Source organism: Thalassospira lucentensis (assembly GCF_011806425.1).
Classification (GTDB): domain Bacteria; phylum Pseudomonadota; class Alphaproteobacteria; order Rhodospirillales; family Thalassospiraceae; genus Thalassospira; species Thalassospira lucentensis_B.
Window position 1 is genome coordinate 845,375 of record NZ_JAATOV010000001.1, and the last position, 21,758, is coordinate 867,132.

Annotated in this window: 20 protein-coding genes; 3 read left to right on the plus strand and 17 right to left on the minus strand. The window is 53.8% G+C overall.

The features are described 5' to 3' along the window. Nucleotides 1–230: 230 nt before the first annotated feature. From mnmG to HCZ99_RS03955, 8 genes are all read right to left on the minus strand, one after another. Nucleotides 231–2,141 carry a tRNA uridine-5-carboxymethylaminomethyl(34) synthesis enzyme MnmG gene (gene mnmG / locus HCZ99_RS03920; protein ID WP_303047815.1) on the minus strand — a complete coding sequence of 637 codons (1,911 nt, stop codon included), beginning with the start codon at nt 2,139–2,141 and terminating at the stop codon, nt 231–233. A 140-nt stretch (nt 2,142–2,281) separates the two neighbouring features. Continuing rightward, nucleotides 2,282–3,655 (minus strand): tRNA uridine-5-carboxymethylaminomethyl(34) synthesis GTPase MnmE, encoded by a 1,374-nt coding sequence (gene mnmE / locus HCZ99_RS03925; RefSeq protein WP_167445526.1) that lies wholly within the window; start codon nt 3,653–3,655, stop codon nt 2,282–2,284. A gap of 668 nt (nt 3,656–4,323) precedes the next feature. After that, nucleotides 4,324–4,659: a (2Fe-2S) ferredoxin domain-containing protein gene (locus tag HCZ99_RS03930; protein ID WP_167445527.1), complete on the minus strand. Its 336-nt coding sequence runs from the start codon at nt 4,657–4,659 to the stop codon at nt 4,324–4,326. Then, nucleotides 4,659–4,937, minus strand: coding sequence for a DUF6489 family protein (locus HCZ99_RS03935; RefSeq protein ID WP_167445528.1), 279 nt, complete (start codon nt 4,935–4,937; stop codon nt 4,659–4,661). The genes HCZ99_RS03930 and HCZ99_RS03935 overlap by 1 nt, the downstream gene beginning before the upstream one ends. 150 nt (nt 4,938–5,087) lie before the next feature. After that, the gene (locus HCZ99_RS03940; RefSeq protein ID WP_167445529.1) at nt 5,088–5,843 is read right to left on the minus strand and encodes an ABC transporter ATP-binding protein; all 756 of its coding nucleotides are present in this window, start codon (nt 5,841–5,843) and stop codon (nt 5,088–5,090) included. Then, a complete protein-coding gene (locus HCZ99_RS03945; RefSeq protein WP_217701452.1) occupies nt 5,840–6,904 on the minus strand; it encodes a FecCD family ABC transporter permease in 1,065 nt (354 codons plus the stop codon). The genes HCZ99_RS03940 and HCZ99_RS03945 overlap by 4 nt, the downstream gene beginning before the upstream one ends. After that, entirely contained in the window at nt 6,901–8,007 is a 1,107-nt protein-coding gene (locus HCZ99_RS03950) for an ABC transporter substrate-binding protein (protein WP_167445530.1), read from the minus strand. The genes HCZ99_RS03945 and HCZ99_RS03950 overlap by 4 nt, the downstream gene beginning before the upstream one ends. A gap of 148 nt (nt 8,008–8,155) precedes the next feature. Beyond that, nucleotides 8,156–8,533, minus strand: a complete 378-nt coding sequence (locus tag HCZ99_RS03955; protein ID WP_167445531.1) for a hypothetical protein — start codon at nt 8,531–8,533, stop codon at nt 8,156–8,158. A gap of 359 nt (nt 8,534–8,892) precedes the next feature. Here HCZ99_RS03955 and HCZ99_RS03960 point away from each other — a divergent pair, with 359 nt between their 5' ends. Both HCZ99_RS03960 and HCZ99_RS03965 read left to right on the plus strand, forming a co-directional pair. Beyond that, nucleotides 8,893–10,932: a thioredoxin domain-containing protein gene (locus HCZ99_RS03960; protein WP_167445532.1), complete on the plus strand. Its 2,040-nt coding sequence runs from the start codon at nt 8,893–8,895 to the stop codon at nt 10,930–10,932. A gap of 168 nt (nt 10,933–11,100) precedes the next feature. Continuing rightward, a complete protein-coding gene (locus tag HCZ99_RS03965; protein WP_167445533.1) occupies nt 11,101–11,589 on the plus strand; it encodes a methylated-DNA--[protein]-cysteine S-methyltransferase in 489 nt (162 codons plus the stop codon). On the opposite strand, the gene HCZ99_RS03970 is transcribed toward HCZ99_RS03965, so the two are convergent. Beyond that, entirely contained in the window at nt 11,590–11,991 is a 402-nt protein-coding gene (locus HCZ99_RS03970) for a VOC family protein (protein ID WP_175581377.1), read from the minus strand. A 141-nt stretch (nt 11,992–12,132) separates the two neighbouring features. Here HCZ99_RS03970 and HCZ99_RS03975 point away from each other — a divergent pair, with 141 nt between their 5' ends. Next, on the plus strand, nt 12,133–13,107 hold the full coding sequence (locus HCZ99_RS03975) for a quinone oxidoreductase family protein (protein ID WP_167445534.1): 975 nt from the start codon (nt 12,133–12,135) through the stop codon (nt 13,105–13,107). Nucleotides 13,108–13,165: 58 nt separating this feature from the next. Here the strand turns inward: HCZ99_RS03975 and HCZ99_RS03980 are convergent, their stop codons facing one another. From HCZ99_RS03980 to coaE, 8 genes are all read right to left on the minus strand, one after another. Then, nucleotides 13,166–13,729, minus strand: coding sequence for an HD domain-containing protein (locus HCZ99_RS03980; RefSeq protein ID WP_167445535.1), 564 nt, complete (start codon nt 13,727–13,729; stop codon nt 13,166–13,168). 361 nt (nt 13,730–14,090) lie between these two features. Then, nucleotides 14,091–15,353 carry a transcription termination factor Rho gene (rho, locus tag HCZ99_RS03985; protein WP_167445536.1) on the minus strand — a complete coding sequence of 421 codons (1,263 nt, stop codon included), beginning with the start codon at nt 15,351–15,353 and terminating at the stop codon, nt 14,091–14,093. Between the two features lie 322 nt (nt 15,354–15,675). Continuing rightward, nucleotides 15,676–17,730: a methyl-accepting chemotaxis protein gene (locus HCZ99_RS03990; protein ID WP_167445537.1), complete on the minus strand. Its 2,055-nt coding sequence runs from the start codon at nt 17,728–17,730 to the stop codon at nt 15,676–15,678. Nucleotides 17,731–17,970: 240 nt separating this feature from the next. Further along, nucleotides 17,971–18,333, minus strand: coding sequence for a helix-turn-helix domain-containing protein (locus HCZ99_RS03995; protein ID WP_167445538.1), 363 nt, complete (start codon nt 18,331–18,333; stop codon nt 17,971–17,973). Then, nucleotides 18,330–19,004, minus strand: a complete 675-nt coding sequence (locus HCZ99_RS04000; RefSeq protein ID WP_167445539.1) for a Smr/MutS family protein — start codon at nt 19,002–19,004, stop codon at nt 18,330–18,332. The genes HCZ99_RS03995 and HCZ99_RS04000 overlap by 4 nt, the downstream gene beginning before the upstream one ends. 454 nt (nt 19,005–19,458) lie before the next feature. Further along, nucleotides 19,459–20,352, minus strand: a complete 894-nt coding sequence (locus HCZ99_RS04005; RefSeq protein WP_167445540.1) for an amino acid ABC transporter substrate-binding protein — start codon at nt 20,350–20,352, stop codon at nt 19,459–19,461. Nucleotides 20,353–20,446: 94 nt separating this feature from the next. Continuing rightward, nucleotides 20,447–21,151: a DNA polymerase III subunit epsilon gene (dnaQ, locus tag HCZ99_RS04010; RefSeq protein ID WP_167445541.1), complete on the minus strand. Its 705-nt coding sequence runs from the start codon at nt 21,149–21,151 to the stop codon at nt 20,447–20,449. A 19-nt stretch (nt 21,152–21,170) separates the two neighbouring features. Next, nucleotides 21,171–21,755, minus strand: coding sequence for a dephospho-CoA kinase (gene coaE / locus HCZ99_RS04015; RefSeq protein ID WP_167445542.1), 585 nt, complete (start codon nt 21,753–21,755; stop codon nt 21,171–21,173). Nucleotides 21,756–21,758: the final 3 nt, after the last annotated feature.

Here is a 21,758-nt window from a genome sequence, read left to right on the forward strand (position 1 = left end):
ACCTTTCCCACCGGTTCGAGGTGGAAATCCGTGAGGCCTCTAGTTCACCGAGACGGTTTGATCCTCTCTTAGGGGTATTGGTCCGCGAGTGCTTCTCATCACGTCCTCAAACCCTGCCCGCTATCTCGAATCCAGAACGCAAACAGCCCGACCGGTGGAAACCAATCGGGCTGTTGCTTGTTTTATCAATGACGTCGTTGGACGGGTATTCCGACTAGCTCCACTGTACGTTAAGCGCTGCGGGCGTTTTTGACGTGGTGTTTGTGGCTTTTGATATGGCCCAGAAGGGCGGTAACCGCCGCCGGTGTCACGCCCGGAATACGTGACGCAGCACCAATGGTTTCAGGCTGAATTTCATTGAGCTTGATGCGGATTTCAGCCGACAGGCCACCGACCTTATCGAAATCAAGACCGCGCGGCAGGCGCAATTCTTCGTCACGGCGGAAGGCCGCAATGTCGGCCGCCTGGCGGTCAAGATAGCCTTTATACTGGGCGTCAATCGTAACCTGTTCCTTGATCGCCGGATCAATGGTTTCAAGCTGCGGCCAGACTTTGGTCAGAACGTCAAAATCAATATCGGGATAGGCCAGCAGGTCATAAGCACTGCGCCGCACACCATCGAGATTGATCTTGATGCCAAATTTGGTCAGCGTATTGGGTGTTTCGGCCAAGGCGGAGACATCGTTTTTTGCGGCCTCAAGCGCTGATTTTTTATCGCCCCACACTTTTGCGCGCGGAGATGCGACGCAGCCAATTTCAAGCCCACGATCGGTCAGGCGCTGATCGGCGTTATCGGCACGCAACATCAACCGATATTCCGCGCGCGAGGTGAACATACGATACGGTTCGCGCGTCCCCTGCGTCACCAGATCATCGATCATCACACCGATATAGGCATCTGCACGATCAAGACGGAATTCGCGATCGCTGCCATCACATAAAAGGGCCGCGTTCACACCTGCAACAAGCCCCTGCCCGGCGGCTTCTTCGTAGCCGGTCGTGCCATTGATCTGACCCGCAAAGAACAGGCCAGCGACTTTTTTTGTTTCCAGCGTATGGCGCAATTCGCGCGGATCAACGAAGTCATATTCCACCGCGTAGCCCGGGCGGAAGATTTCGACCTTTTCCAAGCCCGGAATGGTCACCAGCATGGCGAGCTGCACATCCTCAGGCAAGGAGGTTGAAATGCCGTTCGGATACACCGTCGGATCGTCGAGGCCCTCTGGCTCAAGGAAAATCTGGTGCTGATTTTTCTCGGCAAAGCGGACGACCTTGTCTTCAATCGACGGGCAGTAGCGTGGGCCACTGCTGTTGATTTGGCCGCTATACATCGGGGCACGGTGCAAATTGGCCCGAATGATTTCGTGGGTTGCCTCAGTCGTCCAGGTCAAATGACACGGGATCTGTGGCACCGTGATTTCAGACGTTAAGAACGAAAACGGATCGGGTGGCGTGTCGCCCGGCTGTTCTTGCAGGCTGGCCCAATCAATTGTCCGGCCATCAAGGCGCGCCGGTGTGCCCGTTTTCAAACGGCCAAGTTTGAAGTCATATTTTTCAAGCGTATCGGACAGGCCCATTGACGGTGCATCGCCAATGCGGCCTGCCGGCGTGGTTTTTTCGCCGATGTGAATAAGCCCACGCAGGAACGTGCCGGTGGTCAGCACCACCGCCCCGGCGCGATATTCGCGGCCATCGCCGGTGATCACACCGGCAACGCGATGGTTTTCATCAATGATCAGATCTTCCACACCGCCTTCAAGGATGGTGAGGTTTTCTTGCTCTGCCAGAATATCCTGAACCGCCTGACGATACAGCTTGCGGTCGGCTTGCGCACGCGGGCCACGTACAGCGGGGCCCTTGGAGCGGTTCAGCATCCGGAACTGAATGCCGGCCCGGTCAATAGCACGCCCCATCACCCCATCAAGCGCATCAACCTCGCGGACCATATGCCCCTTGCCCAAGCCACCAATGGCCGGGTTACACGACATTTCACCGATGCGATCGGCGCGGTGCGTCACCAATGCAGTGTTCGCACCCATGCGCGCCGCAGCCGCAGCCGCTTCGCAGCCGGCATGGCCGCCGCCAACCACAATCACATCAAAACGGTTATCTGACACATTCTGAGACATCGAGTTCCTCATTCATCCCCCGCCAACGCAGGCCGCCACAGATTACAGCACGGGTTGCGGGACTGAACCTTGTCAGGTTCCAATACGCTTATCTGGTCCGACAAATGGACCAATGTTTCACGTGAAACAATTTTAGGGACTGCGCCCTAATCTTATTTACCAATACAGAAGTCGCCGAAGATAATATCAAGCAGGTCTTCCACATCGACACGTCCGGTAATCTTGCCGATTTCGCGCACTGCGAGGCGTACATCCTCAGCAGCCAGTTCGGCGATATCGGTCTTCATTCCGCGATCCAGATGGTCGCTGGCACTTTCAAGTGCCCGGCGGTGCCGCAACCGTGTAAGGGGTACGGGACCGGCAAAATCGAGACCTTCTTTTACGCGAGTCTCCAGCAGTTGCAAGAGGCTTTCGATCCCCTGCCCGGTCATGGCCGATATGGGCAAAACGGGAAGCTCTAGCGCGGCACCCTTGGCAGATGTCCCGTTCCAGACCTTGGGCAGTTCCGCTGGCGCGAGGCCATCGACCTTATTGATCAGCAATATCGTGCTGCCATCGATCAAACGCGCTGCTTCGGGGTCGATATGGGGCCAGTCTTCGCGATCCACCACCACAAGGCGCAAATCAGCATTTTCGGCCCGTTCGGTCGCACGGCGAACCCCCTCGGTTTCGATGACGTCACCGCTTTCGCGCAGGCCCGCCGTATCAACCATGGTCACCGGGAAGCCGCCAAGATCAAGGTGGACTTCGATCATATCGCGTGTCGTGCCGGCAATTTCCGAAACAATCGCCGCATCGCGCTGTGCAAGGCGGTTCAGCAAGCTTGATTTCCCGGCATTTGGCGCGCCAAGAATGACAATCTGGAACCCTTCGCGCAGGCGTTCGCCGCGGCGGTTATCGGCCAGATGTTTGGTCATCTCGTCGCCCACCGCGATCAAATCGCCGCGCACGACGGGCACAATCCCATCGGGCAAATCTTCGTCGGGAAAATCAATATCGGCCTCGATATGGGCCAGGGCCTTCATCAACCGTGTGCGCCAATCTTCATAAAGCGCGCCCAATTCGCCCGCCATCTGGCGCACAGCCTGACGGCGCTGGGCAGCGGTTTCGGCATCAATCAGATCGGCGATGCCTTCGGCGGCGGTTAAATCCATTTTGCCATTTTCAAAGGCACGCTTGGTATATTCGCCCGGTTCGGCAATGCGCAGGCCCGGTTGCCGCGACAGGCATTCCAACACCCCATTAATCACCGCACGCCCGCCATGGGTATGAAGCTCCACCACGTCTTCGCCGGTAAAGCTGGCAGGACCGGCAAAATAGATCGCCACCGCATCATCAAGCCGCTCGCCAGTTTGCGGATCGCGGATCGGCGCATAGACCGCATGGCGCGGTGTCGGCACCGTATCGCGCCCAAGCAGCGCACAAAGCGTCTGGCCCGCCATTGGCCCGGATAATCGGATCACGGCAACGCCTGCGCGCCCGGCCCCGGACGACAGGGCAAAAATGGTGTTTTGGTGTGCAATCATAATCTGTCCGTCGCTTTTGGCTGTGACACCGCCTGCGGCCTGCGCGATGGGGGATGCGATGGCCGGACGGTGAATGCATTCTGTGCCGTCGATATCGTTCAGACGGGCGCAAAGGTCAACATATCGCTTTAAATACCAACAGGTCTTTAAAGCCGGAAAAGAAGACGCACCGGAATATAGGACGGTTTGAGAATATTGCGATGGCTGGGATCAGAGGCATTCATCCGCCGCATCACAGATCGGCCCGCCCTGCCCGATAACGCGCATTTCATCGCCTTCAGGCAAGGACAGAGGGGGCCTGACCCTTATTTACCGCTTGGGCCTCATTTGGCGGCGACTGTACGTGAACAGAAGCCGGTAGCAGCAAAGGAGACAGGTTGGCGCCAACAGCGTCTATAGCGGCTCTATAAAGCCTGCTATCGCCATCATAAGATCGTTACCCGCGCTGTCATCGGCAGGAACGACCTAAAACCCACCCATCATAAGGAAAGCACGCGCGGTATCCGCACCGGCCGTGTGACGCGGATTAAATGGCGGGATCCATCAATGTGGGTTCGAAGAATTTAGGAAAGCTTTGGAAAGGAAGGATGCGGCCATTTGCTGGGAATGCCCCAAACCGGTTTGGCACATCCGCCCTTATCAAAACATTGGGATCAAGATATCGGGGATTATTGATCCGGGCTGAGCTTGAGCCGTTCGACCACTTTTCCGCCAACCAAATGGTCGGTCAGGATGGTGTCGATGTCTTCCATCGTCTCGTAGCGGTACCAAGTCCCTTCCGGGTAGATCACCATCACCGGCCCCAATTCGCAGCGATCAAGGCACCCGGCGGTGTTGATCCGGGTCATGGGAAGCCCAAGTTCCTTGGCCCGGACTTTCATGTAATTACGCAGTTTGGTGGCACCTTTGGACTGGCAACAGCCGCGTTCATGGCCAGCGGGGCGTTCATTCTGACAGACGAAAACATGCGCCTGATAGTAGTGTGCGTCGCGCGTCAATCTCATTAGTCCTTATCGTTTTTTTTGCCGGCTTTACTGCCCTGCCCGGTTTGTCCGGTGGCGTTGAACTGGCTCCAGAATACTTTTTGCATCTGATCCCAGTTCTGCATGCCTTGGGGCAGCCAGGTATTGAGCATGGTTTCGGGGTCCATGGCCGCAAGATTGGCTTTCATGCGGTCTTCGATTTCTTTCATCATCGCCTGTTGCATCGGCTGAACGTCTGGCAGACCAAAGAAAGTCCGCAGTTCTTCCGGGCTGCAATCAATATCGACAGTTACTTTCATCGCCCCGATCTCCTTGGTTCTTATCTGTTATGTGCTACCTGCACATTATGACCGGGTTTAGAACCATCTCAATGATAAACGACGCCGATATATCTCCGACAGCTTTTAAACACTGCTTTAAACAGCGTTTTGATCGGCCAAAAACCACTTTTAAGCCATCACGACGGGGGCGATCACCGGGCGCCCATTGGGGCGCGGTACCAAATCCACCGCAAGACCATAGCTTTTTTTGATCTTATCTTGCGTCAGGACATTTTGCGGCGCGTCCTGACCTGCCAAGACCCCGTTATCAACCAAGACAAGCTGATCAGTATATTGCATGGCGACATTAAGATCATGGATCGCCATAAGCACCAAGGCCCGCTGTTTGGCGACATAACGGCGCAGCATTCCCAACACAGATATCTGATGGGACAGATCAAGCGCGCTTGTTGCTTCGTCGAGCACCAACAGTTTGGGTTCGCGCACCAGCCGCTGCGAGAGCAAAACCAGTTGCTGTTGACCGCCCGAAAGGGTGCGCATCGACCGAGACGCCAAATGCGCCAACGCAAATTCATCAAGAATGGCGGTCGCACGTTCGATATCCGCCTCCGACACGCGCCAGCCCAACCGTTCGTGCGATCCTAGTAAAACCGTTTCAAGCACCGTTAATGTCGATGATACGCGGCACGCTTGGGGCATGTATCCCAAATCAGAGGCATCCGGACGACGCCCATGCCACCGAATATCGCCAGAATACCGCCCCTGCCCGGCCACCGCCGAAAGCAACGTCGATTTCCCTGCGCCATTTGGCCCGATAATGCCAACCAACTGGCCGGTGGCAAACTGACAACTGACATTGTCGATGATGTGTTTGCCCGATTTAACTACGGTTAGACGATCAATCACTAAATTCTGATCTGTCATTTTTCCTGCCTCTTTCGGGAAAATATCACCAAGAACAGCATCGGAATGCCCGCAACAGCGGTAATAATCCCAACCGGTATCACGCCCCCGACTGAGATCATTTTGCCAAAAACAGACGCACTGATCAGGATCGTTGCGCCGATTAAGCCCGCCAACGGGATCGAATAGCGATGATCTTCACCCACCAATGCCTTTGCCACATGCGGTGCGACCAACCCGACAAAGCCGATGGTGCCGACAAAACTGACCGCAGCAGCGGTCAATAAGGCGACAATGATGAAACTTCGGCGTCGCAGATTGGCAACGTCAATACCAAGGCTTGCGGCATTTGCATCACCAAGACGCAACACGGTCAGACGCCACGAATCCCGCATCACCAAAGGCATACAAAACAGGGCCACCGCGCCGGTGACCATGACGCTTGTCCAGTTGGCCTTTAACAAACTGCCAAATAGCCAAAAGACGATCTGTTGCAGGACTTCCGGGGATGCCAAATATTGCAGCAATGATTGCAAGGACTGGAACAAAAACAGCACGCCAATCCCGCATAAAACAAGGATTTCCGGACTTTCCCCAAGGGCACGCACCATCAGATAAACAATCAAACACGCCAAAAGCGTCATCGCAAAAGCAACGATGGGTGTAACCAGATATTCCGGAACCGGAAGCGATGCGCCAAACATAATAGACAGCGCCGCACCAAACCCGGCGGCGGCCGAAAAACCAAGTGTGAACGGACTTGCAAGCGGGTTGTCCAAAATCGTTTGCATCTGCAGACCGGCAACACCAAGGCAAATGCCCACAATCACGCCCATCATGCTTTGGGGCATGCGCAAGTACCAAATGATGGTTGCCGACGCCCGATCCGGGCCCGAAGGCCCCGCCAAAAGGGCATTTATCACATCAGAAAGCGGCATTCCGGACGGACCGGTTGCCATATCAACAACAAAGAACCATCCCAAGACCAGAAGCGCACCGACCATCGCCAGTGCCCGCCTGACGGCCATACGCCGATACCCGGCAGCGTGCCGGGTATCGGTGACCGAAAATGATGAACTCATTGTCCAACAGGCTGATACTTCATGCCAAAGACACCGTTTGGTGTGATCGGCAGCCAATCGGCATAGAATTTCTGAAGTTCTTTGTCCGGATGAACGTCAGAAAATTCCGATGGGTACAGGGCCTTGGCGATTTGAAGCATATAGACGAAATCTGAAAGCGTGCGCGCACCGCCATGGTACAGGCCATAAACCTCGCCATTTTTGACCGCTGGCAGATCAGACCAGCCAACACGGTTCAAATACGCCGCCATGCGTTCGTTCACCACCTGTGGGTCGGCACCAAACCCAATCGGCACCGCACCCGGGGAATTTACCCATTCCGACCCGGCCAAAAAGATGACATCTGGTTTGCTTGCCAGCACATATTCAGGGCTAAGCGGACCCCAGGCTTCGATCTGGCCATTTGCGATGTTTTCACCACCCAGCAGGTCAATCAAACCGCCCCACATGCCATTTGCATAGCTATTGCCGACTTCTGAAGGACCTTTTTTCGCCAGTTCGACATAAACCTTCTTTTTCGGCTCTGTCGCGGCCTCGACACGTTTGAGGGTGTCTTCAAAATAGGTTTGATACAGGGTCGCAAGCTTTTCTGCGCGGTCTTCTGCGCCCATGGCCTTGCCGATTGCGCGGGTTGAGCGCAAGTGACGCTCAAGCGTTTGGGCGTTGTAATCAATGACCAAAACCGGAATCCCGGCCTGTTCAAGCTGTTCTACATTTTTGCCCAAAGAACGGAACTGCCACGCGGCAAGGATCGCAAGATCAGGATGGGTGGCAATCGCCGTTTCAATCGAGAACGTGCCGCCTTCGGTATCGCCAACATCGACCAGCTTATCAATTTCCGGGATTTGCTGCACATAGGCGGCATATTGATTGGGGCGCCAGCCCTTCCACACCGGGCGGGAAATGGCAACAACCCGGTCCATCGCGTTCTCGCCGACAATGGCCATGAAATCTTCGAAGTTAAAACCAAGCAAAACATTCTCTGCCGGTTTTTCCAGGGTGATCTGACGGCCTTCAACGTCTGTAATTTGAATTTCGGCCTGTGCCTGGGTCGCGCCGAACAAGGCAACAACGCCAACGGCGATTTTTGCAAAAATCTTCATCTGTCTTTTCCAAGAAATAAGGGTCTTCGTGCTGGTCACGATTAACGTTATCGCCGCGTCCCCTGTGCAATCGGCAGCATGGGACGAGGATCGGCGTAACGAAGACGCGAACCTGCGTTTGAAAATCATGTGATCGCGGTAAAAACGATCAGATGAAGACCAACGGCGGCGCACGGGGCGACGCATTCTGGAAAACCGGAATCGGGCGGAAAATCGCCGATTTTACCTGCAGATAAGAAATGCGCGAATACGCTTCACGGACCTTTACAATGGGACCGGGCAACGGCATCAGCGTCGATGTAAAAATACGACACGCAGGACAGTCTTTGGACCGTGGTGATGGGGCGTCCTGATCGGTGTTGGCCGTGCCAAGCGCCGAACAGATATAGGGCGTTGAGCCATCAGGAAGGGCGAACTGTTGCAAATTCAACGCCTTAAACGGTGTTGAGCTTGCAGAATTTAAAGTCAGTGACGCATTGCCTTGGGGAAATACATGCCCAAAACCCACAGAAACAAGTGCCAGCATGCACAGAACACGCAAGACCTTGTTAAATGCAGCGCAAAAGTGCTTTGGCGTTAACACGACTTAACTCAGTTCGAGAAATTTGATGGTTACGGTTACCGGAACCATACACGCGACGTGATGATTTATCTCAATTTTTATTCGGAATATCGCCTAATTTCAGCACGATAAAAACCATAAGTATAATCGTTTTGTTTCCGAAATATAATATTTAACTAAATTTACCGATAAACAGCCCGTCCCCCTTGTGTTTGGCCCCCTGATCGTTACCCTTAATAGTAAGTCGGGTAAAAAACGACGGTGCGTCGCATCGTCTTACAAGAAACTCCCGCACTGAAAACGCCAAGATTAGGACGAAAAACATGGACATGGCCCGCAACAACCTTGGATCGGAAACGAGCCCCTATCTGCGCCAGCACGAAGATAATCCCGTGCATTGGCAGCCCTGGAGCGACGAGGTCTTGGCCGCAGCCAAGGCCGCCAACAAGCCGATCCTGTTGTCTGTTGGCTATGCCGCCTGTCACTGGTGCCATGTCATGGCCCATGAAAGCTTTGAAGATCCGGAAATTGCCCATTTGATGAACGATCTGTTCGTTAATATCAAACTCGACCGCGAAGAACGCCCGGATCTTGATGCGCTGCATCAAAATGCGTTGGCCCTGCTTGGCCAACAGGGCGGCTGGCCGCTGACGATGTTTTTAACCCCGGATGGCGAGCCGTTCTGGGGCGGGACGTATTTTCCTAAAACCGCGCGCTATGGCCGGCCGGGATTTGATCAGGTGCTTAAGGCCATGGCCAATGTCTATGCCGAAAAGCCCGAAGATGTCCGCCAAAACGTCACCCAGATTTCCCAAGCGCTTCAAAAACTAAACAGCGGGTCCAATGGTGACATCCCCAGCTTGGAGATGATTGATCGCTGTGGGCATGGCTGTTTGCAGATCATGGATGGCAAAAATGGCGGGACGTCGGGCGCGCCCAAATTCCCGCAGCCAAGTTTATTGTCCCTGATTTGGCGGACATCGGTGCGCAGCGGCGACGAAGAACTGCAACGCATCGTCAAACACAGCCTTGATCGCATGTGCCAAGGCGGCATTTATGACCATCTTGGTGGCGGCTTTGCCCGCTATGCGGTCGATGATCAGTGGCTGGTGCCGCATTTTGAAAAGATGCTCTATGACAATGCGCAGCTGATTGATCTTTTGTGCGATGTCTGGCGGGTCGATGCCAATCCGCTTTATGCCAAGCGCGTGGAAGAAACCATCACCTGGATCTTGCGCGAAATGCGCATAACCGGCGGCGCCTTTACCGCCAGCCTGGATGCCGACAGCGAAGGTGTTGAAGGCAAGTTTTATGTCTGGTCGGATGCCGAAATTGACCAGATTCTGGGCGATGACGCCGCATTGTTCAAAAAGTTTTATGACGTGTCAAAAGACGGCAATTGGGAAGGCAATAATATCCTCAATCGCACGCAGTCTGGCTTGACCCTTTCGGATGATGCGACCGAGGAAAAACTGGCGAAACTGCGTCAAATCCTTTTGACCGAGCGGGCCAAACGTATCCGTCCGGGCTGGGATGACAAGGCGCTGACCGATTGGAACGCCATGACCATCGCCGCCCTTGCCGAAGCGGCCATGACGTTTAAGCGCGCCGATTGGCTTGATTATGCCAAGCTTGCCTATAACTTCGTCACCAGCACGCTGATGAACGGCGACCGGTTCTTGCACAGTTACCGCGACGGCAAATCCCAACATGCCGGCATGTTAGAAGATTACGCCCATATGATCCGCGCGGCGCTTCGTTTGTTTGAATGCTTTGGCGAGGATACCTATCTGCGCGAAGCCATTGCGTGGTCCGACACGGTCGAAGCCCTGTTTGCCGATGCCAAGGGTGGTTATTTCCAATCGGCATCGGATGCCAAGGACCTGATCATCCGCCAGAAACCGCATATGGATAATGCGGTGCCGTCGGGCAATGCGATCATGGCGCAAAACTTGGCCAAGCTTTATGCCCTGACCGGGGATAGCACCTATCGCGATCGGGCCGAAATTACCCTGTCGGCCTTTGGCGGGCAGCTTACGCAACAATTTCCCAATATGCCGGGATTGTTACTGGCCGCCGAAATGCTGCAAAACCCGGTACAGATTGTTTTGATCGCCAAGGATCGCAGCCAAACCTATATGGATATGCGCCGGGCCATCTTTGGCACCTATTTGCCAAACCGCGCGATTACCATTCTGGGCGACAATGAAACCCTGCCCGATGGTCATCCAGCGCAAGGCAAAACCGCAATTGATGGCAAGGAAACCGCCTATGTCTGTCAGGGGCCGGTTTGCTCCGCCCCGGTAACCAGTGTCGATGCGCTGACCAAATTGCTTGCCGATTTGCCGTCCAAGGCGGCATAAGGGCGCAACACGCGGCTTAACGGGTCAAGTAGGGACGCAGCAGAACCAAAAACCGCAACTGCGGACTGTGGCGTTCCTTGTGAACCGGGCGTCGTTTCTATTTCGCAACGACCAAATTGCCGCCCCGACCCGGGTTTAAAACACCCGCTTTGAACAGGATGACACGCCATGCCCCAGATTTCGATCAACAGTCCCGTTGGTGCGCTGACACTTTTTGAATTTGACGACAAAATCGTCGCGCTGGAATGGGGCTATGTCGAGGACATGGAAACAAGCCCGGTCTTGGAAGAAGCCAAAAAGCAGCTTGCCGATTATTTTGCTGGCAAACGCAGCGATTTTGACCTGCCGCTTGATGCCGAGGGCACCGACTTCCAAAAGGCGGTCTGGGATGCCATGCGCAAAATCCCGGCGGGTACAACCGCGACCTATAAAGAACTGGCCGAAGCCGCCGGATCGCCCAAGGCGTTTCAGTCGGTTGGCACGGCGTGCGGCGATAACCCGATCCCGATCATCATTCCGTGTCACCGGGTGGTCGCATCGGGCGACAAACCGGGGGGCTATTCCGGCGATGGCGGCCTTGAAACCAAACGCATGCTGCTTAAGATCGAAGGGGTGGATCTGCCCCTTGAGAGCGATCAGGGCGATTTACCCTTATAATCACTCCGTTACACCGGATGCGTAGCAAACAGCCTGTAATTTGTTGCCATCCGGGTCGCGCACATAGGCGGCGTAATAATTCGGCCCGTAATGGTCGCGCAGGCCCGGTTTTCCTTCGTCCATGCCCCCGTTTTTCAGGGCCAATGCATGAAAATCATCGACCTGACCCCGCGTGTCGGCACAAAAGGCGACATGCGTGCCGTTTCCCCATGTCGCCGGGCGGCCATCCTCGGGCGTGTAGATATAGATCGTTGGCATTTCGCCGTTGCGGTCATAGGCCAGCGGCTTTTCCGGCGGCTTTGGCAACCGCGCAAAGCCAATTGCGCCAAGTACCGCATCATAAAAGGCCGCTGAGCGGGCCTTATCATTGGTGCCAAACGTAATGTGACTGATGATCGGCATCATACATTTCCGTGCGTTTCTGTAAGATTGCACAACTATCTGGCATATTTGTCAGGCTGTAAATCACCCGATTCTGCCCTACACTGCTGCCATCACAGAAACAGGCGTTTTAAAAAACGCGTATGATCAACGGAGGTCACAATGACCAAAGCATTCCGATTTTACGAAACCGGTGGCAGCGATGTGTTGCGGTTTGAAGATGTCACCCTTGGCACCCCGGGCGAAGGCGAAGTTTTGCTGCGTCAAAAGGCGGTTGGCCTGAACTATATCGATATTTATTTCCGGTCTGGCGTCTATCCCGCCCCATCCTATCCCGCCGGACTTGGTCTTGAGGGCGCTGGCGTGATTGAGGCGGTTGGGGATGGCGTTACCGATCTTTCGGTTGGTGATCGTGTGGCCTATGCCGCGCAACCGCTTGGCGCCTATGCCGAGGCGCGCATCATGCCGGCCAAGGGATTGGTTAAAATCCCCGATGACATCAGTTTCGAACTGGCGGCAGGCGCGATGCTTCAGGGCATGACCGCCCAGTATCTGTTGCGTCGGACCTATAAGGTGCAAAAGGGCGACACCATCCTGATCCATGCGGCCGCGGGCGGTGTTGGCCAGATTGTCTGCCAATGGGCCAAACATTTGGGCGCGACCGTGATTGGAACGGTCGGATCCCCCGAAAAAGCCGAGATCGCCAAAGCAAAGGGCTGCGATTATCCGATTTTGTATCGTGATGACGTGGTTTCCGAGCGGGTGATGGACATCACCAAGGGCCAAGGCGTTGATGTTGTTTATGATTCGGTCGGCAAAGACACGTTCGATGACTCACTTAAATGCCTCAAACGGCTTGGCATGATGGTCAGCTTTGGCCAGGCATCAGGCGCGGTTCCGCCCATCGAGATGTCTAAATTGGCACCGGGGGCGTATTTCCTGACCCGACCCAGCATTTTCCAATATACCGCCACCCGCGAAGAACTTTTGGCAACGGCGCAGGATTTGTTTGATGTGCTGAAATCCGGTGTCGTCAAAATCGACATTACCGCAACCTACCCGCTGGCCGATGCGGCCAAGGCACATGATGATCTTGAAGGCCGTAAAACCAACGGATCGATTGTCTTTACAGTGTGAAAATACAGCACAAGATCATATCTATGATCTTATGTTTTAAATAAAGGCAGAAGCTGGCTTATGCGCCGGCTTCTGCCTTTTGCTGTTCTTCTTGTGCGTGGAAGGCCCGAACATCGCGGGAAATTGCATCAAAGCGATCTGACAGGCTGTCGCTGATCACGCGGCACGGGGCGACAACCGCCTCGGCCCAGCTGACATAGGCCAGAATTTGGTCTTCGTCCCAGCCAATTGGCGTATCGGTCAGCATCGCACCAACATTGGCGACCTTATCGGCAAGTCGCACCAATTTGGCCCCGTCGGTCAAATCAGGGGCGGTTTCGATCTGGCGCGCTTTGCGTTCATCACGCGGCAATGCCTTGTCATCACTGACTTCCAAGACGATATCGGCGACCGTATCGTTGAAACAGGCGGCGATTTCATCGCGGGTGGCACCGCAATCCTCGATCACGTCATGCAAAACGGCAGCACAGAGAATATCTTCGTCTGTATCGGGTTCGCATTCGACAATCAGGCGCGCAACCTCAATCGGGTGGTTGATATAGGGTTCTTCGGCCGGTCCCTTGCGACGCTGATCGCGGTGGGCGCGGGCGGCAAAATCAACAGATTTGAGTAAAAGCTGCATAAAGCTCGTTACAGTAGTGAATGACGAACGCCAAAGTCCCATGGCTTTTGGCTGGTTTCAAGCATTGATCCCCCTATCACATGGGAAATTGTGCGCCGACATGCAAACTGTTGCCCTGTCGATCAACCGAAACCCCGCAGTTGCACGATTAAGCGCGAGTTCAGGCCTGTCTTGTTTGGAAAATGTTTCCCGTGAAACATTCGGGGGTCGTATGCCGTCAATTCAGTCGCCAATTCAAACAGGCCCGAAAACCGATGCAGGCCGCAAGTTGGATATAACCACCCTGCCCCGCACAGCATAAAAAACCCCCGGCAATGAATTGCCGAGGGTTTATCAGACGTTTCGATAGATGATCGGCGGATTAGCCGTTCATTGAATCGAAGAAATCGTCGTTGCTTTTGGTCGTTTTGAGCTTGCCCAAAAGGAATTCCATCGCGTCCTGCGGCCCCATCGGGTTGAGGATACGGCGCAGAACCCACATTTTCGACAGCACGGCCTTATCGACAAGCAGTTCTTCCTTACGGGTACCCGATTTAAGGATATCAATCGCCGGGAAGATACGTTTGTCAGACAGTTTGCGATCCAGGATAAGCTCGGAGTTACCGGTCCCTTTGAATTCTTCAAAGATGACCTCGTCCATGCGCGAACCGGTATCGATCAGGGCGGTTGCGATGATGGTCAACGAGCCGCCTTCTTCGATGTTACGGGCCGCACCAAAGAAGCGTTTTGGACGCTGCAAAGCGTTGGCATCAACACCACCGGTCAGGACCTTGCCCGAGCTTGGCACGACGGTGTTATATGCACGCGCCAGACGGGTGATGGAATCAAGCAGGATGACAACATCATGCTTGTGTTCGACCAGACGCTTGGCCTTTTCAAGGACCATTTCGGTCACCTGAACGTGGCGCTGTGCCGGTTCATCAAAGGTCGAGCTGATGACTTCGCCTTTAACCGAGCGGTCCATATCGGTGACCTCTTCGGGGCGTTCATCGATCAGAAGAACGATCAAATAAGCTTCCGGGTGGTTTTCTTCGATCGCGTGCGCAATGTTTTGCAGCATCACGGTTTTACCCGTACGCGGCGGTGCCACGATCAGGGCACGCTGACCTTTACCAAGCGGGGAAACAAGCTCAATCACCCGATTGGTGGTGTCCTTGTTGCCTTCCTGATCGACATTACGCTCCATCTTGAGCGGCTCGTCAGGATATAGCGGGGTCAGGTTATCGAAATTAACGCGCTGACGCACTTTTTCCGGCGCATCAAAGTTGACCTTGTCGACTTTGAGCAGCGCGAAATACCGTTCACCTTCCTTGGGCGAACGGATCTGGCCTTCGACCGTGTCACCGGTACGCAAGCTAAAGCGGCGCACCTGGCTTGGCGAGACGTAAATATCGTCCGGTCCGGCAAGGTAATTTGCCTCGGGACTACGCAAAAAGCCAAAGCCATCCGGCAGTACTTCAAGAACACCCAGGCCAAAAATGGCGTGGTCGTTCTCGGCCAACTGTTTGAGAATGGCGAACATCAGCTCCTGCTTACGGAGCGTGCTGGCATTTTCGATTTCAAGCTCATCGGACAGAGCCAGAAGCTCGGTCGGTGATTTCTTTTTAAGGTCTTGAAGATGCATGTGTGCGTTTAATGATCTGTAATTGCCGGGAGGGCGAAAAATTTGGTGGGATCAGTGTAGAAGATGCGGTTGACCGTCAAGGAGAGACGCAAGCAATGCGGACGGTGCAAAAACCTTTTAGTTGAATCAAAGGTGAGGCATTTTCATGTTTCTGGATCGAAACACAACCGATAGATACCCTTGATAATCACAATAGTCAAACCGTGTTTCGTGCAATGCAGCTATTTTGTTTCCGCTGGTGCACAAAAACCACGGTTTGACAGGGCATTTAGCAGTATCGGGGCATAAAAATGGCGAAATTAACAACCATAACCAACAGTTGTTAGGCCTGATTTTCCCGTACAGAGTTTAAAAATCCTTCGACCTCCTTACGCAAGGTGTTGCTGACATTGGTTACGGTTTCGCAGGCGGCAAGAACGTCTTGTGCCGCGTGCCCGGTCTGATCGGTGGCGGCGCGAACGCCATCAATATTATCCGATACTTCGGCCGTGCCGTTTGATGCACGTTCAATATTGTTGGCGATTTCCGTGGTGGCGGCCTGTTGTTCATTCACCGCCGCCGAAAGCGAGGACGAAGCAGAATCGATTTCGGAAATCCGTTCGCCAATGCGGCCAAACGCCCGAACCGCGCGTTCGGTCGCATCCTGCAAATTGTCCATTTGTTCGGAAATCTCGTCCGTGGCCCGCGACGTTTGGGTTGCCAGGTTTTTGACTTCGTTGGCGACAACGGCAAACCCCTTGCCGGCCTCGCCAGCCCGGGCGGCTTCGATTGTCGCATTCAGGGCAAGGAGGTTGGTCTGTTCGGCGATATCGCGGATCAGGCCGACGACCGTGCCGATTTTTTCCGCACCATCTTGCAGGGCCTCGGAAATGACACTGGCATCGCGCGCATCCTGTGCCGCCACCGACGCATTTTCCGCAGCACTGGTAATCTGACGCGAAATTTCCAGGATCGAATTGGCCAATTCTTCGGTGGCAGACGACACCGCCGCAACATTGTTTGAAGCCGTTTGGGCGTTTTCGCTTACCCGTGATGCACGTTCGCGACTGGTGCTGACCGCGGTTGTCATGCCGTCAGACGTTGTACGCAAATCATCGGTCGAATTGCCAATATCCCGCAGCAATCCGTCGACATTTTCCTGAAAAGCGTAGGCCAGCTTTTCCATTTTTTCGGCATGTGCCAAACGCGCGGCCTGATCGGCTTCGCGTTGCAAGGTCAATTCGCGGTTTTGTTCAAGGTTTTGGCGGAAAACTTCGACCGAGCGGGCCATATCCCCGACTTCATCGCCGCGGTCTTGTCCTTCGACCTTTTTGCCAAGATCACCCGCCGCCAGATCAATCATGCTTTGGGTCATATTGCCAATCGGGCGGGTAATACTGCGCCCCACCAACACCACCAGGATACAGGCCAAAACCAACAGAATGGTCACCCCGGCAAGCGTTGCGAAGAAATAGATTCGTGCGGTCACCAGTTTGGCCTGCGCCATAGAAATCAGTTTTTGGGCGATATGGTCTTCGACTGCCTTGTAAAGATTGATTTTAACGCTGATTTTCGCAAACCAATCTTCGCCGCCAATGCCGTTTGTGGTTCCACTGACAGGGTAATCAAGCGCAACCGCGCGAAGCGCCTCGACCTCTGCTACTGCTGGGTCTGACATGGTTTCTTGATAAAATGCCATGACATCATCGGGCGCAAATTCTGCAAACACCGATAAATACGCATTTTGAAGCGTGATCAGTTCGACAAAGCGGCGATAGAGGGCCGGTTCAAATTTGCCCATGCCAAATCCGGCCGCCCCGGTTGCACGTTCCAGCCCGGCGCGTTCCTTGGCCTGCATGAAGTCATTAAAGGCGGCAATCATGCGCAGGAGTTCAGGATCCCGACTAAGCGCCCCCATGACATTCACGGTCGACAGCATATCGGAAATGATCGAGGTGTAGAACGCAACAGACTCGCCAAGCTTGATCGAAAGCGCGTCGACCTTTTGTCGGGTTGCCGGGATTTGATCGATTAAGGCAATGAAGCTTCTGATATCTTCCGAAAGACTTTGATCGTAGCGCGACAGGTCAAACTCCGCGATGTCCGCCCGCAGTGTGCTTATTCTTTCATCGGAAAGGGCGCGCTGTTTGGCCAGCTGTGGCCCAAATTTTTCACCGCCAGACCCAATAAAGCCCGCAGATGCGCCACGTTCTTTTTGCAATTCATGAATTGTTGCACCGATGGTGCCGGCAAGTTCCGTCAAACTGCGGATTTTACCAAGCTCGTCCATCTGCTGATAACGGCCACTTACAAGAATAATCGACAAAATAAGAAGCCCGACCACTGGTGGTACCAGCGACAGAACAAGTTTTTTGCCAATGCTAATCTGACTAAACATGCGATCCCCCACACATCAAAATGTCGATGACCGCCAGTTATTCACCCACTCCCTGGGTGCACAGAATAAGACGCCGGTTATTTTTTAAACACCGGTCATTGATTTGATCGCTATTTGCATGTGATGCCGCGCGCTCAATACAATCCGATATTGTGGTGCAGCGCGAAAATTCAAGATAACCCGCCCCGGAAACAGGCGATTTTTGGGATTTAACGATGGATTTCGTCGCCAAGGACGCCGTTATTGAGAAAGGGGCGCACGCACAATGTCGAGCATCTGGCTTAATTGTTCATCGCTTAAGCCTGCAATGCGTTCAGACAGAAGATTGGCAAGCTCGGTCGCCTCGGGGGCCAAACCGGCGGTATCGACGGTGATTTTTGGGTGCGAAAGTTGGGCCAGACGTTTGATATCGTCAACTTCATCCCAGACCAGATTGAAATAGCCGCAAATCTGCTGCACCAATCCGGGGCTGGGCCGGCCGCGATGCCCATGTTCAAGGGCTGAAAGATAGGCCGGTGACAGCTGCAGCGCATTTGCCATATCGGTCAGGGTCACGTCATTGCGTGCCCGCAATTCCCGGATACGATTGCCAAAGGGTGTCACGGGCGTCTCCGTTTTAACAAGACATAAAAGGCCCCTGAACCGCCATGCTGAATCTGGGCTTGGTGAATGGCCAGAATGCGCGTGCGCAGGCGCGGCGCACTTAACCATTGCGGAGTGCGGGCACGCAAAAGACCCGTGCGGCCATATTCATCCGGGCGCGATCCCTTACCGGTGATCACCAACACACAGCGTTTCCCTGCCCGCCAACTGTCTTCGATAAAGGAGTTTAAGGCGTTATGGGCCACTTCCTGGGTCATGCCATGCAGATCGATGCGCCCATCAATCGACATTTTGCCCTTTTGGAACTTATTGGCCGTTGATCGGTCAATCCCAGCGGTAACACCGGGTTTAAGGTCATCAAGGTTGCGATTTTTGATCTGCGGGCCGCGATCAGCATTTCGGGCCGAAGGTAAATTGCGCGCCGCCCGGTTTTCTTCGGATTTTTGCACATTTTCAGCGAGCATATCAGACAGATCGTCAAACATGTCACCGGGGGCCGAAACGGCGGTGTCGCTTGTGTGGGTATCGTCGTCTTCCGGCACGAAAGGCGCATCAACGCTTTTGCGCTTTTTACTGCGCAAAGGGGTGACGTCACGGGTAAAGACCTCCCACAGGGCCTTTTCCTCGTCATTGACGGCACGGCGTCGTTTTGGCGTCTTTTTCTGTGTCATCGGACCAGATCGATTAACGTAATAAGTGCTTTGCCATGATCAGATTATATGTAACGCGACCGCCCCCACATTCAGAAGCGCACGCCAATATATAAAAAGACCAAAGCCCGACCGGATTTAACGGCAGAAAACCCATAAACCCAGCATCCATTTGCAAATGACATAAAGCCTTTCGCAGTTTGATACCACGCCTGTATGAACAATTTATTCAAACAGAACACATATTCCAGGCCGATCTGATCCCAGATCCACGCCGTCACACGCGATTGATCAAGTGGAAGTTTGGCCTGTTTGCCGATCAGTGCCTTGGGTTTGGAAATTGCTGCTTACGCGACGATAAGAACTTGTTTTCAAACCGATAAACAAGAATATTTCGATATCGTAATTAGGTGCGAAAAGTAAAACGCCATGCCAATTTGCGTTCACGCCAAGGACATGGGGCCGTCCAAGCGACTTAATGACCCGCATCACCGTGATGACCATTTAGATCCACGCACCCGACCCCATTATTGTCGAGATCAAGCATGGCGCGTAAAAACGGTTTGAAGGCATTGGTCGAAAGACCATGATCACGGCGGTTTTGGATGAAAAATCCGCTGCGTTTAAAGCGATCAAGCTGGTCTTGAAGCGTTGTAATATCCCGATCAGGTACATCGCCACTGACCGCGACATAAAGATAACAGGTGCGATAGGCCAATTTGCTTTCGATTTTTGGCAGCTTGTCAGCGGCTTTGATGTAATGGCGCAAGATATTGCCGCCAATCGCAATCATATCGACACGGTGCGCCATCAACATCGGCAAAAGCAGTTCTTCGCGCGGCACCATCACCAATTTTTGCGCCCCACTTTTGCGCAAATAGGCTTCGCGGGCAGAGCCGAGCAACACGCCGATGCTGGCCTCCCTTAAAACCGTGTCAAATCTGGCATTTTGCCAATCGGTTGTCGAAAACCCGTATAGATTCCAGACGGTTCTGCTGATGGGGCCGACCCATTTGAAATGATCTTCGCGGGCTTTGGTGCGTGTGGTCGGATAAATGACGTGACCGGGTTCTTTCGCTGATTTCTCGAGCTGGCGTTTCCAGGGTTCTTGCGGCGAAAGTCTGGCTGAAAGACTGGCTTTATCAAAAAGGGTGATGACCAAACGATCAAAATAGCCCGGTTCTGGCCGGGCTGACGTGCTGGACTTGCCACTTTCTGAGAGATGGATTTTATAGGTGCCGTCAAAGGCCGGGGCTGTTTGATCGACCAAATCATCGGGCATATCAGATGCCAGATCATCATCAATTTCAGATCCGGGTTCAGGGGTGGGGCCTGATGCATAAGCCGGAGGGATGACCATCATCATCATTATCAGCAGCACCAAACCGCCAAAGGCGGCTTTTATCGCATGTCGATCGCAATTGTTTGATCGGGTTCGTATCGAACAAAAGCCGCCGATCACATCATGCTTCTTTCGCTTTAAGCCAAAGGGCGTCTTTGACCTTGGCTTCGATGTAGGCTTTGTGGGCGTCAAGTTCGGCATCGCTGACCAGATGGGGCCGCGGTTCAAGGCGGTTTTCCTTTGGCCCCAGCACACGTTCGACAACTTCGTCGTCGTCTTGGCGGGCATTGGGATCAAGGGATAGACCGTGCTGCCGGCCGCCCAACAGTTCAAGATAAACCACCGCCAAAAGATCGGAATCAAGCAGTGCCCCGTGCAAAGTACGGTTGGAGTTATCAATTTTGAACCGGCGACACAGCGCATCCAAGCTGACCGGGGAACCGGGGAACTTTTTGCGCGCCATTTGAACGGTATCGAGCGCCCGTTCCATCGGAATTTTCGGCTTGTTCAGCCATGACAGTTCCGCATTGAGGAACTTCATATCAAAGGGCGCATTGTGAATGACGAGGATCGAATCATCGCCGATGAATTCAAGGAAATCGTCAGCAACCTCGGCAAAAACCGGCTGATCTTTGAGGAAGTCATCACCAAGTCCGTGCACGTCAAAGGCCTCTTTGGGCATGTTGCGCTGCGGATTGATATATTGGTGATATTGGCGGCCTGTCGGCATGTGATTGATCAGTTCGATACAGCCAATTTCCACCAGGCGATGGTCGGAATAAGGATCAAGGCCGGTGGTTTCAGTATCAAGAACGATTTCACGCATGTTTGCTTAAGTCCGATGGTCAACAAAATTGGGCAACGATGGCCGCGATATGATCAAAAGTCACTGCACGCCCCAACCCGGTCGGGATGATAAAATCGGCGCGCCGTCGCTTTTGGCTATCGGGCATCTGCTTGGACAGAATGGCGGAAAATTTCCCATCCGTCATCCCCTGTCGTGCCATAACACGTTGAAGTTGAATGAATAATGGAGCGGACACAACCGCAACGACGTCACAGCGTTTTTCGCCCGCTGTTTCGTACAAAAGCGGAATATCAAGCACCACCAATTTGCGGCCGAGCATCCGCTGGGTTTTTAAAAACCGGTTTTCGGCATCGCGCACCAGCGGATGTAAAATGGTTTCAAGCTGGGTCAGGATTTTGGGATCACCAAAGGCCTTTTGACCGAGTTTTTGTCGGTCGATCTTGCCATCAATGATGACATCGGGAAATAATGCCGCGATCTGATCAAACGCCGCACCGTTTGGCGCCATCAGTTTATGGGTCGTGGCATCGGCATCATGGACCGGCACACCAAGATATCGAAACATCCCAGCCGCGGTAGATTTGCCCATTCCGATTGAACCGGTTAACCCCATAATTACCATATC